This window comes from Cognatundibacterium squillarum (assembly GCF_014652435.1).
In the GTDB taxonomy this organism is placed as follows: domain Bacteria; phylum Pseudomonadota; class Gammaproteobacteria; order Burkholderiales; family Burkholderiaceae_D; genus Undibacterium; species Undibacterium squillarum.
In genome coordinates this window covers 413,380-428,853 of sequence record NZ_BMYU01000001.1, presented here as the reverse complement: position 1 = coordinate 428,853, position 15,474 = coordinate 413,380, and the positions used below count along the sequence as shown (strand labels likewise).

Sequence of the window (15,474 nt, the reverse complement as noted above, 5' to 3'; positions counted from 1 at the left end):
AATTCAAAAGAGAATTTTTGCCAGCATATTAAGCAGAAAATTAAGAAAAAATAAAGTTTCGATTTTCAGTATCGGGGGATACAAATGTTCATCATCTGGGGTAAGAAGCAAAAGCGCTTTCCGGAAGGTTTTATCGCAAACTGGTGCGCTGTCTGCCACGACATGCGTGAGTTCAAAGTGACACGAATTCATCTCGCCAGCCACGTGTATTACATCAGCTTTTCCAAAGGCGATCCGGTCGGACATACATTTACCTGCCAGCATTGTGGTGCGGAACATTACAGAAATCTTGATCAGGCCTTTCATACAGCCAGCGAATTAAAACCACTGGATTTACTGATTGAAGAAACCAACCCGAACTGTATGGAAATCTGGCAGGAAGATGTGGCGCTCAGCGAAAAAATGCGCCAGCGTCCGCAAGAGCTTTCCCCGGCAGAGCGCCAGCATTTGCTGCTTCAGCCTTTGTACCATTTATCGTATCTGGCAGAAAAGCAAGGCTCAAACGTCACGCTGACCGGACTTTTGACGGGTATGGCGGCGTTTGTGCTTGGTGCTTTGATCGGTAGTTTGCTCGGCCCGCTGATAGATCATCCGCTCTGGGTAGTTGGTATTACAGCAGTCAGCATACTGGGTTTGCTTTATCTGTCGATCAGTTATAACCGCAACCGCTTCATGCGGCGCGAAGTCTATTCGCGTCTGAAACCGGTATATCTCGCGATTCAGCCGAGCGAAGCCGAAATCATTCAGACGAAAATCACGCTGAAGCCGACCAAGCTGAAAATCGGCGACTGGCTGAATGCCCGTGCTTTGCTGAAATTTCTTGCAAATTCGCCAGCCGGTGCGCAAAGCTGAGGGCGGCTTTCGCCGGCGTAGCCGACCGCGGTATTGCAACGCAACACTAGGGATTTGGTGGTGGCCTTGCTACAATACCGGATTCGAATTTTTAGTCGCTGATATCAGATCATCATGATAGACATTCAACTGTTACGCAAAGATATAGACAATGTTGCCGCGCGTCTGGCAACCCGTAAGTTCAAACTGGATACCGAAGCATTCAATGCGCTGGAGTCTGAGCGTAAGCAGATTCAGTCCCGCACCGAAGAATTGCAGGGCAAACGTAAAAATCTGTCCAAACAGATTGGCGTTCTCAAAGGCAAGGGCGAAGATGTCAGCGCTGTCATGGCCGAAGTGGACGGTATTGGTGATGAGCTGAAAGCGTCTGAAGTGCGTCTGGCGGAAGTACAGGAAAAAATGCAGGCTTTCCTGCTGAATATCCCGAACCTGCCGCATGAATCCGTACCGGTTGGTCAGGATGAAACCGGCAACGTGGAAGTACGCCGTTTCGGTACCGTGCCGACCTTTGATTTTGAAGTCAAAGATCACGTCGATGTCGGCGCTGGTCTGGGTCTGGATTTTGATACCGCGACCAAGCTGACCGGTTCCCGTTTTGCGGTGATGAAAGGCGGCATCGCCCGTCTGCACCGCGCGCTCGCGCAGTTCATGCTGGATCTGCAAACCAGCGAACACGGCTACACCGAAGTCTACACACCGTACATTGTGAACGCCGATTCCATGCGCGGTACCGGCCAGTTGCCGAAATTTGAAGAAGACCTGTTCGCGGTGAAAAAAGGCGGCCAGGAAGGCGAAGGTGAAAACCTGTACCTGATTCCGACTGCCGAAGTATCGCTGACCAACACCGTACGCGATGAAATTCTGCCAGCTGATGCATTGCCGGTAAAACTGACTGCGCATACACCATGCTTCCGTTCCGAAGCCGGCAGCTATGGCCGCGATACCCGCGGCATGATCCGTCAGCATCAGTTCGACAAAGTAGAAATGGTGCAAATCGTGCAACCGGAAACATCCATGCAAGCGCTGGATGAAATGGTGCAGCACGCGGAAGCCGTTCTGCAAAAACTGGGTCTGCCATACCGCGTACTGTTGCTGTGTACCGGCGACATGGGTTTTGGTTCCACCAAAACTTTCGATCTGGAAGTGTGGCTGCCAGCGCAAAATGCTTACCGTGAAATCTCTTCCGTATCGAACATGGAAGCCTTCCAGGCGCGCCGTATGCAAGCCCGTTACCGCAACGCGGCTGGTAAACCGGAAGCGGTACACACACTGAACGGCTCCGGTCTGGCAGTGGGTCGTACACTGGTTGCCGTGCTGGAAAACTACCAGCAAGCCGATGGCTCTGTGATTATTCCGGAAGTACTGCGTCCTTACATGGGCGGTCTGGAAAAACTGACACCGGCAGCTTAATTGCTGACGTATTCCGGCTGAACTGCGCTTTTTCCGGCGCAGTAACCCCAAAAAAGCACCGTTTCTGCAATAGGCAAAACGGTGCTTTTTGTTTTCCGTGTCAGCTAGTCAGACTGGGGAGGGAGCAGGGCAGCTGCCGGGCAGTCCCCGAACAGCCATTTTCAGGCCAAAAATGCCTCAAATGCGGAGTTTTGCATAGCGATCCGGCGGTCGTCGGCAGAAAGTCCGGCTCTCCGTAAATGGCAAATGACGATCTGTGCACAATTGCGGGTATCAGAAAGCCCGTCCGGTTCGACTATGACTGGCAAATTGTGTCCGCGAAACTGCGAGTACCTGTAGTTGCGCACACCCGCAGACGACGATCCTCGCTCAGTTAGGCGCGCCATCCTGCCGGCGGTCTACAAACAAACTATTGCCACGCACTTTCTTGGCCTGCTTCTTCGCATCCGCTGCCGCAATCGAAATCTGATGATGGGTGTAGAACTGACCCGGTCTGGCTTTTACCGCGCCAATCGACAAACTGATCAGCGGGCAGAACACCCGCGTGCCTTGCCGGTCTTCGCTCAGATAACCGCCGCGCTCCAGATCTTCATGGCTGTAATAGTTTTGAATATCTTCTGCGAACTCCGTCAGAATCTGTTCGCAGCGCTGATGCCAGTCGTCGCTCTGAAACAGAATAATGAAGTCATCGCCGCCGATATGCCCGATAAAATCCCGCTTCGGATCGCAATGGCGCTTTAACAGGGCGCTGGTCATTTGAATGATGTCATCACCGCGACGATAACCGTACACATCGTTGAATGGTTTGAAATGATCCAGATCGCAGTAGCAGGCGCAGAACGCGATTTCTTTTTCCAGCAACTCGTCGATATGCTCATTGATCGGTACATTGCCCGGCAATTCCGTCAGCGGATTCGCGTAACGCGCTGCATTGATCTGCAATTGCGTAATCTCACGCATCAGATCCGGGCCGGTGCAAATGCCGGCGTACTGACCGTTTTCGGTGATGATAATGCCGTTAATCAGATGATCCGGATTCGCTTCAACAATGATCTGGCTGACTTCCTGCATCGTCGTACCGCGATCCACAATCACCGGATTTTCATCCATAAAGATTTTGCAGGCTTTTTTCCCCTGAACCTCACGCTGAAACGGCCGCGCAAAACTGTCGATTAAGCGATAGCGGTTGATAATGCCGACCGGAACACCGTCATCCACCACCGGAATCAGTTGCAGTTTCGGGTTTTCCAGAAACATCGTCTCAACATCGCGGTTGCGCATGGTGGATGGAATCGACGGAACATCGCGCAGAATGCGTTCGATTAAGGTATGTTGCACCTTCGGCGTGCTTTTACGCTGCGCCCACTGATTCGCTGACAGCACTTTTGCCACCTCCGCAGACACCGAATGCGTCGGGCGCGGGTGAGGGCGGGCGATGTGATAGCCCTGACCGCAAGCCACACCAATATCGCGCAGTGCCAGCAATTCCTGATGTGTTTCTATGCCTTCCGCAATCACACGGGTACCGGATTTTTCTGCAATTGACTGAATCGAACGCACAAACTGTGCTTTGACCTGATCCTGATGTATGCCCTGAATAAAGTGCATGTCAATTTTGACGTAATCCGGCTTCAGCTCAGACCACAGGCGCAGGCTGGAAAAACCCTCACCCAGATCATCAATCGCAATCTCAAAACCCATGTCGCGGTAATGCATGACCGCATCCGCCAGCAGCGCGTAATCATGCGTAGGCTGATTTTCTGTCAGCTCAATAATCACAGAATCCGGCGCAATACCCAGATGATGAATGTATTCCAGCGTTTCGCCGTAACGCGCATCGCGCTGCATCAGCGTTTCCGGGCTTACATTTAAGAACAGCTTGCCCGGCAGCTTTTGCGCCGCAAACTGCTCCATCACAATCTGACGGCACAAATGCTCCACCGTCACCGTCATCTGAAAATCAGCCGCGGTTTTGAATAAATTGATCGGCGAATGCAAAGGCGAATCCGACGGGCCGCGAATCAACCCCTCATACCCCAGAATGGAGCCATCGCTCATTTCGATAATCGGCTGGAAGCGGGCGGTAAGCTGGCGGTTGCGAACGATATCTTTCAGATGCTGATGCAAAGACGGCTGCGCAGCCGCACTGCTGATCGCCGCCGAATTCAGTAAATCCTGAAGCACACCACGGTCTTGTGCATACAATGTGCTCTCCATAACCAACCCCATCCGAAACTTGTTTCTCTGAGGTAAAACTATATGTAAATTTTATGACCGCAATATTTCAGCAGTGGTTTCTGCACAGTCAAACGGAAAAAGACAGGCGTGATTGAATTGCGGGCAATGTCTTGCTATAATGCGAGGCTTCGCAAAAGCGAACAACCCAAGCCGGAGAGGTGGCAGAGTGGTTGAATGTACCTGACTCGAAATCAGGCGTAGGGTAACACCTATCGGGGGTTCGAATCCCCCCCTCTCCGCCAAGTTAGTGCAATAAGCCCTTGATTTTCAAGGGCTTTTTTGTTTTTTAAGTCAATCGGTATGCCACTTAGTATGCCATTAACGGTGAGAGCAAAGATCACTTACTTTGCCTGTCATAGGCAATGCTCTTTGTGAGTTTTTATCCTCCACCGTGTCAGTTGCGCGTCTCTTGATATTTAGTAAGCCATCAAGTGAATGTCATGCAGCCAAATTCTCTTGATTTTGTTTCTTCATCCAATTTTCCAGATATTGAACTGGCGAGCGGCAACCGGCGCTGTTGCACAAATCCTTCCCTAGCGAGGCTTGGTAAGATAGTGGCATGACCAAGCCCGCTCCGAAACGTTACCGCACTACCAACTGGCAAGCCCACACCCAAGCTCTGATCCAACGCGGCTCTCTGTCCGTCTGGCTGGACACAAACATGTCATGGCAGGCCACTCCACGCGGTACGCGCGGACGGACGCAGACCTATAGCGATGCCGCCATTCAATTCTGCCTGCCCATCAAAAACCTGTTTGGACTGGCGTTGAGGCAGACCATCGGCTTCATCCAAAGCCTGCTCAAGCTGGCGGGTCTGGAGTGTCCCAGATTTCAGCACGCTATCCAGGCGGCAGCAGACGCTGCAGGTCAAGATTCCCTACCAGAAAAGCTCAGGTGCGCTGCATCTGCTGGTGGATAGCACAGGCATCAAGATGCTGGGCGAAGGTGAGTGGAAAACCAAGAAGCACGGCGCAGAATATCGCCGGCAATGGCGCAAAGTGCATCTGGGCATCGATGCGCAAACCCTGCAGATTCGCGCCATTGAGGTGACTGACAACCGACAGGGCGATGCGCAAATGCTGCCTTCGCTATTGGCGCAGATCCCGGCCGATGAGCCGATAAGCTGCGTGAGCGGTGATGGGGCTTTCGATACTCAGGCCTGTCATGAAGCGATTGCCGCGCGGGGTGCAAGTGGATGCTTTCCGACTCGCAAGAATGCAAGATCGTGGAAAGGAAGATCGCTGGGTGTGCTGGCTCGGAACGAGATTCTACGGGCAACCAAACGACTGGGCCGGGCGATTTGGAAGCGCTGGAGCGGCTATCATCGCCGCAGTTTGGTGGAAACCAAGATGTATTGGTTCAAACGGTTGGGTGAAAGGATGATGGTTCTGTGCTTCGATGGACAAGTGGCAGAGCTGCAAGCGCGTGCTGCCATCTTGAATCGCTTCAGCATGCTGGGTCGTCCATGCACGGCGGCGGTGGCGTAAATCGGTTTGGGGAAAAGTGAGTCCCGACCTGTTCAGGATTTGTGCAACAGCGCCTATTGATATTAAAAATGCATTCACAAAATATTGCTAAATAAGTTATTCTCGTTTTTGTACGCGATTGATACTTTAATGAGGCGAGGAGAGATATGAAGCGAACGGCTGACAGCACGATTAAAGGTTTTTTGTATCAATTTAATAAAACAATAATTTCGGTTGTTGGTGCCACTGCAGGGGAAATAATTACCGTGGAAGGTTTGGTAGAAGACATTGATATTGAAGCTCTGGATGGCACATTGAAAGCTGTCCAATGCAAATATCATGAAGCTGCTTCGACATTTTCTGAAAGTTTGATCTTCAAGCCGCTACTCCAGATGGCTGAAACATTCTCAAAGTCAACTGCAAAAACGATTAGTTATCGGATATTCGTACATGTACCGGGAGAGGCACAAGGTGAGCGCAAAATCACGGCGCAAACATTGGAAAACGCTTTGGCGACAGGTGATCAAGAGCTAAAAAAAATTGTCGCTCGGATTATTAGTCCGTTCGATAAAAATACTTTTCTAGATAATGTGATTCTGGATTTTGGGCCGTCTATTGATGAACTAGAACAAGAGGCAATGAACGCCCTTCGCACGCTCGGATTAAACGACGCTGATGTGGATTGCGTACTTTATCCGAACGCAATACATCGCGTCGCAAAACTTTCGAGTTTGAAGCAAGAGTCGGATCGAAAGATAACTCGAAGAATTTTCTATGATTATCTGTCAGCAGCTAATGCAACAGCCGTATCGAAATGGGTACTCGCATCGAGAAACAAGAAGAAAATTTTGGAAGCTGTGAGAAAACAACTTTCCGAAGGTCTCTCACAGAATAGTCGTGAACGGTTTTTTTATTTTCAGCCAGATGCAATAGATAACTTTGACGACGAAATTGTCATTTTTGTTTGCAACTATCTGAAAAAATACCATACAAAACCGTCGCACGATAAGACGCCTTTGATAGCCATCGAGAAAGACATATCGGGGATAAATGACATTCAATCTCGCTTATTTCGAAAGGAAGTAAAGGTTACAACGGGCATGGTTGGCTCAAACTTTGAAATTACGGAATTATTTAGAGAACCGATTACAAAGCAAGCTCGCGGAAAAATAAGGGAGCGTGAGTTCGACCTTCGCCTCCTGCATACTCGCCCGACTATTGCCCCATTGAATTATAGGAGGAGCCAAGACCTTTTTTGTGTATGTGACTCAATTCCTACTGACCTTGATGTCTCGGATGTTAATGTAATTCATTTAGGTATATCAAGTTTCAAGGAGCTTGAATATGTTATGCAACTAAGAGGAACCCATGAATAAAATTGGATATGTAACTTCCAGTGCGCCGGACAAGATCTCAATTGAGATTGAGGGGCTGGAGTACTTCGAAGGAAATAAATCGCAATTGCAAGTTGGGAAATTCTTGAAAATTGAAGATGGAAATCATAACTTCGCCGTCGCATCAATTAAAAATATTACCAGTACCCAGATAGTTAAGGATGAAGGTAGCACTGCGGTGTGGCGATTTGTTTTGGATGCTAATCCCCTCGGGGCTTTGATAAAGAAGGGCACAGAATTTACGTTTGTGCGAGGTAGTCAAGTATTGCCGGTACCAACGGAGTCAGTATATGTTTTTGGTCAGTCCGATCTTGCAGTAATTTTCTCAAACACAGCCGATTTCAATTTTAAAATTGGAATGCTATCGGGTAACGAGAACGTGCCATTTTACGTCGACGGTGACAAATTTTTTGGTAAACATATTGGCGTTGTGGGGTCCACTGGATCAGGTAAGTCTTGTACTGTGGCGAGTTTGTTGCAAGGTGCAGTCGGAATTAGTAATTTCAAAAACGAGTATTCAGAAACCCAAAAGAATTCGCATATTTTAATATTCGATATCCACTCGGAGTACGCTTCTGCATTCACTATTAGCGATTCGGAGAAATTCAATCTGAACGTTCTCGATGTTGATAAGTTGCGAATCCCTTATTGGCTGATGAACTCAGAGGAGTTGGAAGCGCTTTTTATTGAGAGCGGCGAACAAAACAAGCATAACCAAATTTCTCAATTTAAGAGAGCAGTTATAGCTAACAAAGAACGACATAATCCGAAAATAGAAAAAATAACGTATGACACTCCCGTTTACTTTTCGATAAAAGAAGTATTCAACTATATTGAAAATAAAAACAACTTAACGGTGTACGAGAAAGATTCAAAAAATTATTTTGCCTCTATCCCTATCAAAGACATTGAATATTCCGAAAACAAGTTGTGGGATCCCATTCAATTCGAAGCCTCAACTGGAAATTCTTCTCATAAAATTCTGGGTTCGAAGGTGTCAAAAGAGGGAGGATTTAACGGTGAATTCGACCGTTTCGTTTCACGTTTGGAGACGCGTATCAATGATAAAAGACTTGGCTTCTTGCTTAATCCCACGGACGCATCCGGCGCAGAATTAAAAACAGACGATTTTGAAAAAGTACTACAACAATTTCTAGGGTACTTAAACAAATCGAATGTGACGATTGTCGATCTAAGTGGCATTCCTTTTGAGGTGTTGAGCATTACTGTAAGTCTAATTTCGCGGCTGATTTTTGATTTTGCTTTTCACTACTCTAAAATTAGGCACTCTCAGAATCTTAAAAATGACATCCCCTTTTTGATCGTTTGCGAAGAGGCTCATAATTACATCCCTCAGACCGGAGGAGCTGACTACAAAGCGGCAAAAAAATCGATCGAACGAATTGCTAAAGAAGGTCGGAAATATGGGTTAAGTCTCATGGTTGTTAGTCAGCGTCCATCGGAAGTTTCCGATACCATTTTTTCCCAATGCAATAATTTTTTATCACTTAGATTAACCAATAAAGCAGACCAAAACTATATAAAGGCATTGCTGCCCGACAGCTCTAGCGAGCTAGTTGAATTGTTGCCAACGCTAAGGCAGGGTGAGGCTTTCATTGTTGGTGATGCAGTTCTTATGCCAAGTTTGGTTCAACTTCCTCCACCTTGTCCGGAACCAAAATCGGCAAGCATTGACACTTATACTGAATGGAATTCCAATTGGCGTGTAATTGATTTTAACGATGTCGTAAAACGATGGAGAAAGGAAGCAGACGCCTAATGCGCATGTTTGATTGATCAACTAGGTTGTTTGCCAAGTAATTTGTGCGATACCTCGAAGTACCAAACCAAGCATGGAGGCAGGAAAGTAATTGAGAAATTCTTTTTGCATCCATGGTTGCATCCATGAGTCAATCTCAAAACACGTAAACCTTTTATTCATGCGGTTTTCAGTAGATTATTCGACTTCACCCCCCCCTCATAAAAAGCCCGTCGTGAAAACGACGGGCTTTTTTGTTTGCTGTCATTGCGCCATCTGATGCTTCAATTCGGCGGCGCTGTATTTTCACGCCTTGCCTAACCGTTCCTTTTTGGTTTCGGCGTAGTCAAAGGCTGGCTGTCACGCGGATCAAGGAAAATGCCGAGAGTTCGGTTTTCTGGTCTAAACCAGCGTTGCAAACTTTGACGATATTTCACCGCATTCATATTCTCAATTTCGTCACGTAAGCGGTAATAGCTTTGCCAGTCCCCACTGACAACATGCGGTGCAATACTTTCCACAAATTGTTTTGGCGATATGTCCTTTTTGTTCAAATCATCCAATAGCTCTGCTTTTTGTGCGTTGATCATCTTATCCGTCACCTGCAAAGCCAGATTTTTTTCTTGCTGTGTCAGAAATTTTCTTAGTTCCGCGAGTTGCTGTTCTGTACTCAAGCGTATCCTCAACATGAAAGCGCTGCCGTGTACGAATGGGAAAGTGTACGCGTCGACGGATTCAGCTTTTTTTGCATCCAGCAAGGACTTTTGCCAAATGCTGGTATCCGTCGTCGGAGAAATGAATGTACCTGCCATCAATACCGCAGCGTATTCCGATGAATTTAGTTGTGGTACACGGTATCCGACCCACACCACGGGTTTGGCATCGTGTTTACGGATGATGAATTCCCTTTCACCAAACTGTGGCAATTGTTGATATTCGAACTTTTTTGACACTTGCTGCGGTAGTGGAACGCTGGAAAATTTTTCTGTAATCAGTGCTAATGTACTTGGTAAGTCAAAATTGCCGGCAATCAACAGGGTGGCGCGGTCCGGACGATAGTGTTCAGACCAGTATTGTTTGAGATCTTGCAGAGTGATGCGTCGTAAGTCTTGTTTTTCGCCGACTGGATTAACGCCATAGGCTTCGTTTCTGAAGAGATCTTTCAGCATCAGGCAATATTCCGTGTAAGTTTTATTTTGATGTGCTGCCGTGAGCTCTTCGTCTACTTCATCGACAGATTGCCTCAGGTAAGGCAAATGATCTTTGAATTGGCTCATGCGTTCTCTTTCCATTTCGATGAAAGGAGCCAGATCTGTCTCATTTTTCAGAACTGAGCGATAGTAGGTAAAGTCGCTGGAAGTAATTCCTGTACCTCTGAATTTCAAATCAGGGTGATTGTTCTTATGCGTTTCCTCGCTTCTTTGCACGAGATAGTGTTCCAGGACATGGTTTAACTCTGTTAGTCCTAATTGTTCATTTTTTCTGCCGTGGTGGTAAATCATGTTGACAGCTAGTTCGGTGCTACTTGTATCCGGTTTCAGCAGAATCTGTAATTGATTGTTGAGCTTGTATTCACGGATACCATGTGACTCGCCGACATAGGTGAGCATCTCTTGCTGAGTAACCGAGCTCCATGCACATTGATTACCGATCAGCCAGAATGAGAAAACGACAATAGACAAAATACGCATATTTCTCCTGTTTAAATATTCATTGAGTTTTGCAGGATTGATGAATCTCACCGTATTCCGGATGTGCACTATCGGTCAAACGTTCAAGGACGGGCATCTATTAAAATGACGGCACTGGTTATTGGAATTGTGTTTTTGAAAACTAGTCAGTATATCCATACTTGTGCAGTATTAATACTTTTAGGTAATTAAAGTTGCACTTTGTATTGATTCAATCATTAGACCTCCATCAATACCCCTTCGCACTTTATACGCATACTAAGTCCCATATGACCGGCAGGTCATTTATTCACTTGTTTTGCGGAGGAAGTTCAAATGGCGACGATGATGAAAGCTGCGGTAGTACGTGAATTTGGTAAGCCACTGTCGATTGAGGAAGTACCGGTGCCAACGCCGGGGCCGGGGCAGATTCTGGTGAAATATGAAGCGAGCGGGGTTTGTCATACGGATTTGCATGCGGCCAATGGTGACTGGCCGGTGAAACCGACGCCGCCTTTTATTCCGGGGCATGAAGGTGTTGGCTATGTGGCGGCGCTGGGTGCGGGTGTGAAGCGTCTGAAAGAGGGTGACCGCGTTGGCGTGCCGTGGCTGCATACGGCTTGCGGTTGCTGCACGCCTTGCCGCACCGGCTGGGAAACGCTGTGTGGTGAGCAGCAGAATACCGGTTACTCGGTGAATGGCAGTTTTGCGCAGTATGGTCTGGCAGATCCGAATTTTGTGGGCTTGCTGCCGGATGGTCTGGAATTCGGCCCTGCAGCGCCGGTGTTATGCGCCGGTGTGACGGTCTATAAAGGCCTGAAAGAAACCGAAGTGAGCCCCGGTGAATGGGTGGTGATTTCCGGTATCGGCGGTCTGGGTCATATGGCGGTGCAGTACGCGAAAGCGATGGGGATGCACGTGATCGCTGCAGACATCCATGAAGAAAAGCTGGTGCTGGCGAAAAAGCTGGGTGCAGATATGGTGGTGGACGGTCGCAGTATCAATGCCGTGGCGGATGTACAGCGCATTACCGGTGGTGCACACGGCGCGCTGGTCACGGCGGTGTCGCCGAAAGCGATGGAGCAGGCTTTCGGTTTCCTGCGTGCCAAAGGTACGATGGCGCTGGTTGGTTTGCCGCCGGGCGATATTTCTCTGCCGGTGTTTAACACGGTGTTAAAACGCATTACCGTGCGCGGTTCGATTGTCGGTACCCGTCAGGATCTGGAAGAATCGCTGGTGTTTGCTGCTGAAGGCAAAGTAGCGGCGCATTTTACCTGGGACAAGCTGGACAATATCAATGCGATTTTTGAGCGCATGGAACAAGGTAAGATAGACGGACGTATCGTGCTGGATTTACGTTAATAAACTGTGCAGGCCCGCTTGTTTACTGGTGGGCCGGCGTTTTAAGCAAGCTGTAAATGACAAACGCCCGACCGGGCGTTTTTGCATTGATGGCGGTAGTGGCGTGTTAAACAGATCGATGATGTAGCGGCGCGGCTGTGAGGTGGTGTTTTCGGGCATGACGGCGCTTGTATTGCGGATGATTGTGCAGTGATCTGCATAAACTCGAATTGTAAAGCCGCGCATTCTGCCGGCGAGAGCGGGATTGCTATGCTGAAGTCCGCATTCAGGCTGTTTTCGGAGTAAGGGGCGCGGTTGGGGGGGGGCGGTGTATGCAGTGGCAGGGTGGGTGACTGTTTGGCGGTTTTTTCGCATGGAAATTGTATGCGTCCGGGGAGGCGGGCCTGGGTATGTTGCACTGTGGTGGCAAAACGGGAAAAAGCTGGTGGTTTTATCTGCAGCAAGGTGTATTCGCCATGATTCCGGAGTTTTTTCTATTACAATGAAATCCGGGTGTTTTCTCTTTTCGGGGTGATATATGTTGCGTTCACAACGTTATTTAATGGCGTTCCTTATCTCTTTCACGCCTTTTATCTCTGCGCGGGCGCTGGAACGCAGCGATGCCCGAATGGCGACACAACTGATTGCAAAAGCGCAAAGCTATATTCAGGAAAACGGGGTGGATAAAGCGATCATTGAATTCAACCGGCTTGATAGTCCGTTTAATAGTAAAAGTGCAATCAATCCCCACGGGGATCTCTATGTCTACACCTTAGACAGAAACGGGTTTCAATCTGTGCATGGTAAAAATCCCAAAATTCGCGGAAAAGTGATGCTGGATATGCGTGATATTGACGGTGTGTTTATTATCAGGGATCTGGTTAAAGCCTGTTTCGAGAGTAAGGATGGCAAAGGCTGGACCCGCTATCGCTGGCCTAATCCGGTAACGAAAGAGGTTGAGCCAAAACAGGGCTATGTTGAGCGTGTGCCCGGAACAGATTTTTGTATCGGCACCGGCATTTATCAATAACGGACAAATTTTCTGATTTACATGAAAAAAGCGGCGCTTTCTTTAAAGACAACGGCCTCATTGTTGCTGCTTTTTGCGAGCCTGATCATTATTGGCATCGTTTTTCAATCCTGGTGGGCAATTGAGCAGGACCGTAAGCTCACTGTCGATTCTGAGTTTCAGCATGGCCTGATTGCAGTGCGTTTGCTGGAAGAGCATGCGCTGCAAACCATGCGTGACGCCGACCGCAACCTGGACAGCGTCGTCAATGCAATTGTGAATGAAGGCAAACGCAATAAAATTGATGACAATCTGATCCGGCAAATCCTTACCAAAGCGCAACCCTTCAACAGTACCTTCAAAGCGCTGCAGTTTGTCAATCCGGACGGTCAGGCGTGGGTCAGTTCGATTGATTACCCCGCGTACCAGACTGATGCGGATGACCGGGTATATATCCCGTATCTGCTGAAACACAGAGAGGAAAAGAAAACCATACTCGGACGTCCGTTTCAGCGATTTTACGATGCAGAGCTGGTCGTACCGGTGGCACGCAATGTGTTTCTGGACGATGGCCGTTATCTGGGGATTATCAGTACCGATATCAGCGTTTCGTTTTTTAATCATGTTTATCAGCGTGTCGCCCGGGACAGCAAAGCCAAAGTTTCCTTGTTTACCAATGAAGGTGTTGTGATTGTCCGCATTCCTTTTAATCCGCAGGAAGTCGGACAGGATCTGTCGAAGTCGCCGGTGGTTCTCAGGCTGAAAGACGCGCCGCAGGAAGGAATGCTGGAGCTGCAGGATTTTCTCGGTGACAAAGATACGAAAACCAGTCTCTATATTTACCGGAAGTTTGCCGATTATCCGGTCATTTCTATCTTCGCACGAGATATTGATGTCATTATGAGTCCGTGGCGGGAGCGAAGTCAGAACCGGATTTTGTTTGCGGGCCTGATGATTTTACTGGTTGTTACGCTGGCATTTTTATTGTGGCGAAAATTCCGTCAGTTACATGAATCTGAACGTTCATTGCTGGCTTCGCAGGCGCATTTAATGCAGAGTGAACGGAAATTCACGCACTTGTTTGAAAACTCCCCGGTACCGCTGGCGCTGCTGAGCCTGCATGAAAGACGTATCCTCGCGATTAATACAAATTTGCTGCAACAATGGGGTTATTCCCTGGATCAGGTGCTCAACAGATCACTGGACGATCTGAATATCTGGGATAACCCTAAGGATGCCTGCTTTCATCATCAACGCTTGCTTGAAAGTGGCGTTGTCCGGCAGTTCGAAGTCAAATTGCGTGATCATCATGGCAATGTCAGCATTTGTCAGATTTCGTCGAAAAGTTTTACGTCGGACACGGAACAATTACTGATTTTTTCGCCTATCGATATTTCCCGCTTACGGGAAGTTGAGTTGCAGATACGGCTTTTGAATATTCAGTTAGAAGAGAAAGTCACTGAGCGTACACGCAGCCTTGCTGCTACTAACCTTGAATTAGAGCACGCACTGAACACGATGAAAGTGATGCAGGAGGAGATGTTCCGCTCTGAAAAAATGGCGGCACTGGGTTGTCTTGTGGCCGGCATTTCACATGAATTAAATACGCCGATTGGTAACAGCCTGCTGGTTGCCAGCACGATCCATGAAAATACCAGCAGACTGGTGGATGAAATTCAAACCGGACAATTACGAAAAAGCCGCTTGCTGCAATTGGTGGAAGATACCGGGAAAGGGGCGGATATTCTGCTGCGCAATCTTCAGCGCGCAGCGCAACTGATAGTCAGTTTTAAGCGGGTTGCGGTGGATCAGTCGAGTGATCAGCGTCGTGTCTTTCAACTCAGGGAAACCATCGAGGAAGTGTTGCTGACACTGGAGCCGGTATATAAGCGAACCGGATATCAGATTCAGACGGATCTGGACGACGGTATTTGCATGGACAGTTTTCCGGGAGCCATTTCTCAGATCCTGAGTAACATTATCAATAATGCGATTATTCACGGATTTGAAGGGCGTACGCAGGGAACGATGCAATTGCAGGCGCGCTTGCTGAATGAGACGCAGGTTGAAATCAGATTCAGTGACGATGGCATTGGCATACCACAGGATCATATTAAGCGTGTATTCGATCCTTTTTTTACCACCAAATTTGGTCAGGGTGGTTCCGGATTAGGGCTGCATATTGTGTACAACCTGGTGACGGACGTGCTCGGGGGAAGGGTGACGCTGGAAAGTGAGCCCGGTCATGGTACCCGTTTTCACCTGATTATTCCGAAAATTGCACCAGTCAAGTCTAACGCTGCGAATGCCTGAACGCTCTGACCACCTGCACAGA

9 protein-coding genes, 1 tRNA gene and 1 pseudogene are annotated in these 15,474 nt (G+C 48.2%); 9 read left to right on the top strand and 2 right to left on the bottom strand.

Going from position 1 to position 15,474, the window contains the following annotated elements; all coding sequences use genetic code 11:
• The first annotated feature begins 84 nt into the window (after positions 1–84).
• Positions 85–852 (top strand): hypothetical protein, encoded by a 768-nt coding sequence (locus tag IE092_RS01825; RefSeq protein ID WP_189355296.1) that lies wholly within the window; start codon positions 85–87, stop codon positions 850–852.
• Positions 853–966: 114 nt separating this feature from the next.
• Positions 967–2,262 (top strand): serine--tRNA ligase, encoded by a 1,296-nt coding sequence (gene serS, locus IE092_RS01820; protein ID WP_189355295.1) that lies wholly within the window; start codon positions 967–969, stop codon positions 2,260–2,262.
• Between the two features lie 369 nt (positions 2,263–2,631).
• Here serS and IE092_RS01815 read toward each other — a convergent pair whose 3' ends face one another.
• Positions 2,632–4,479 (bottom strand): GGDEF domain-containing protein, encoded by a 1,848-nt coding sequence (locus IE092_RS01815; RefSeq protein ID WP_189355294.1) that lies wholly within the window; start codon positions 4,477–4,479, stop codon positions 2,632–2,634.
• Positions 4,480–4,652: 173 nt separating this feature from the next.
• On the opposite strand from IE092_RS01815, the gene IE092_RS01810 reads away from it, so the two are divergent.
• From IE092_RS01810 to IE092_RS01795, 4 genes and pseudogenes are all read left to right on the top strand, one after another.
• Positions 4,653–4,742, top strand: a tRNA-Ser gene (locus IE092_RS01810).
• Positions 4,743–5,059: 317 nt separating this feature from the next.
• Positions 5,060–5,987, top strand: a pseudogene (locus IE092_RS01805) (IS5 family transposase).
• Between the two features lie 146 nt (positions 5,988–6,133).
• Complete coding sequence (locus tag IE092_RS01800; protein WP_189355293.1) at positions 6,134–7,342, top strand: hypothetical protein; 1,209 nt, start codon at positions 6,134–6,136, stop codon at positions 7,340–7,342.
• On the top strand, positions 7,335–9,140 hold the full coding sequence (locus IE092_RS01795) for an ATP-binding protein (protein WP_189355292.1): 1,806 nt from the start codon (positions 7,335–7,337) through the stop codon (positions 9,138–9,140). Before IE092_RS01800 ends, IE092_RS01795 begins: the two co-directional genes overlap by 8 nt.
• A 296-nt stretch (positions 9,141–9,436) precedes the next feature.
• Here the strand turns inward: IE092_RS01795 and IE092_RS01790 are convergent, their stop codons facing one another.
• The gene (locus tag IE092_RS01790; protein ID WP_189355291.1) at positions 9,437–10,810 is read right to left on the bottom strand and encodes a M16 family metallopeptidase; all 1,374 of its coding nucleotides are present in this window, start codon (positions 10,808–10,810) and stop codon (positions 9,437–9,439) included.
• A gap of 315 nt (positions 10,811–11,125) precedes the next feature.
• Here IE092_RS01790 and adhP point away from each other — a divergent pair, with 315 nt between their 5' ends.
• From adhP to IE092_RS01775, 3 genes are all read left to right on the top strand, one after another.
• Positions 11,126–12,151: an alcohol dehydrogenase AdhP gene (gene adhP, locus IE092_RS01785; RefSeq protein WP_189355290.1), complete on the top strand. Its 1,026-nt coding sequence runs from the start codon at positions 11,126–11,128 to the stop codon at positions 12,149–12,151.
• A 517-nt stretch (positions 12,152–12,668) separates the two neighbouring features.
• Positions 12,669–13,160, top strand: a complete 492-nt coding sequence (locus IE092_RS01780; protein WP_189355289.1) for a cache domain-containing protein — start codon at positions 12,669–12,671, stop codon at positions 13,158–13,160.
• Positions 13,161–13,223: 63 nt separating this feature from the next.
• Entirely contained in the window at positions 13,224–15,452 is a 2,229-nt protein-coding gene (locus IE092_RS01775) for an ATP-binding protein (protein WP_189355288.1), read from the top strand.
• The last annotated feature ends 22 nt before the right edge of the window (positions 15,453–15,474 follow it).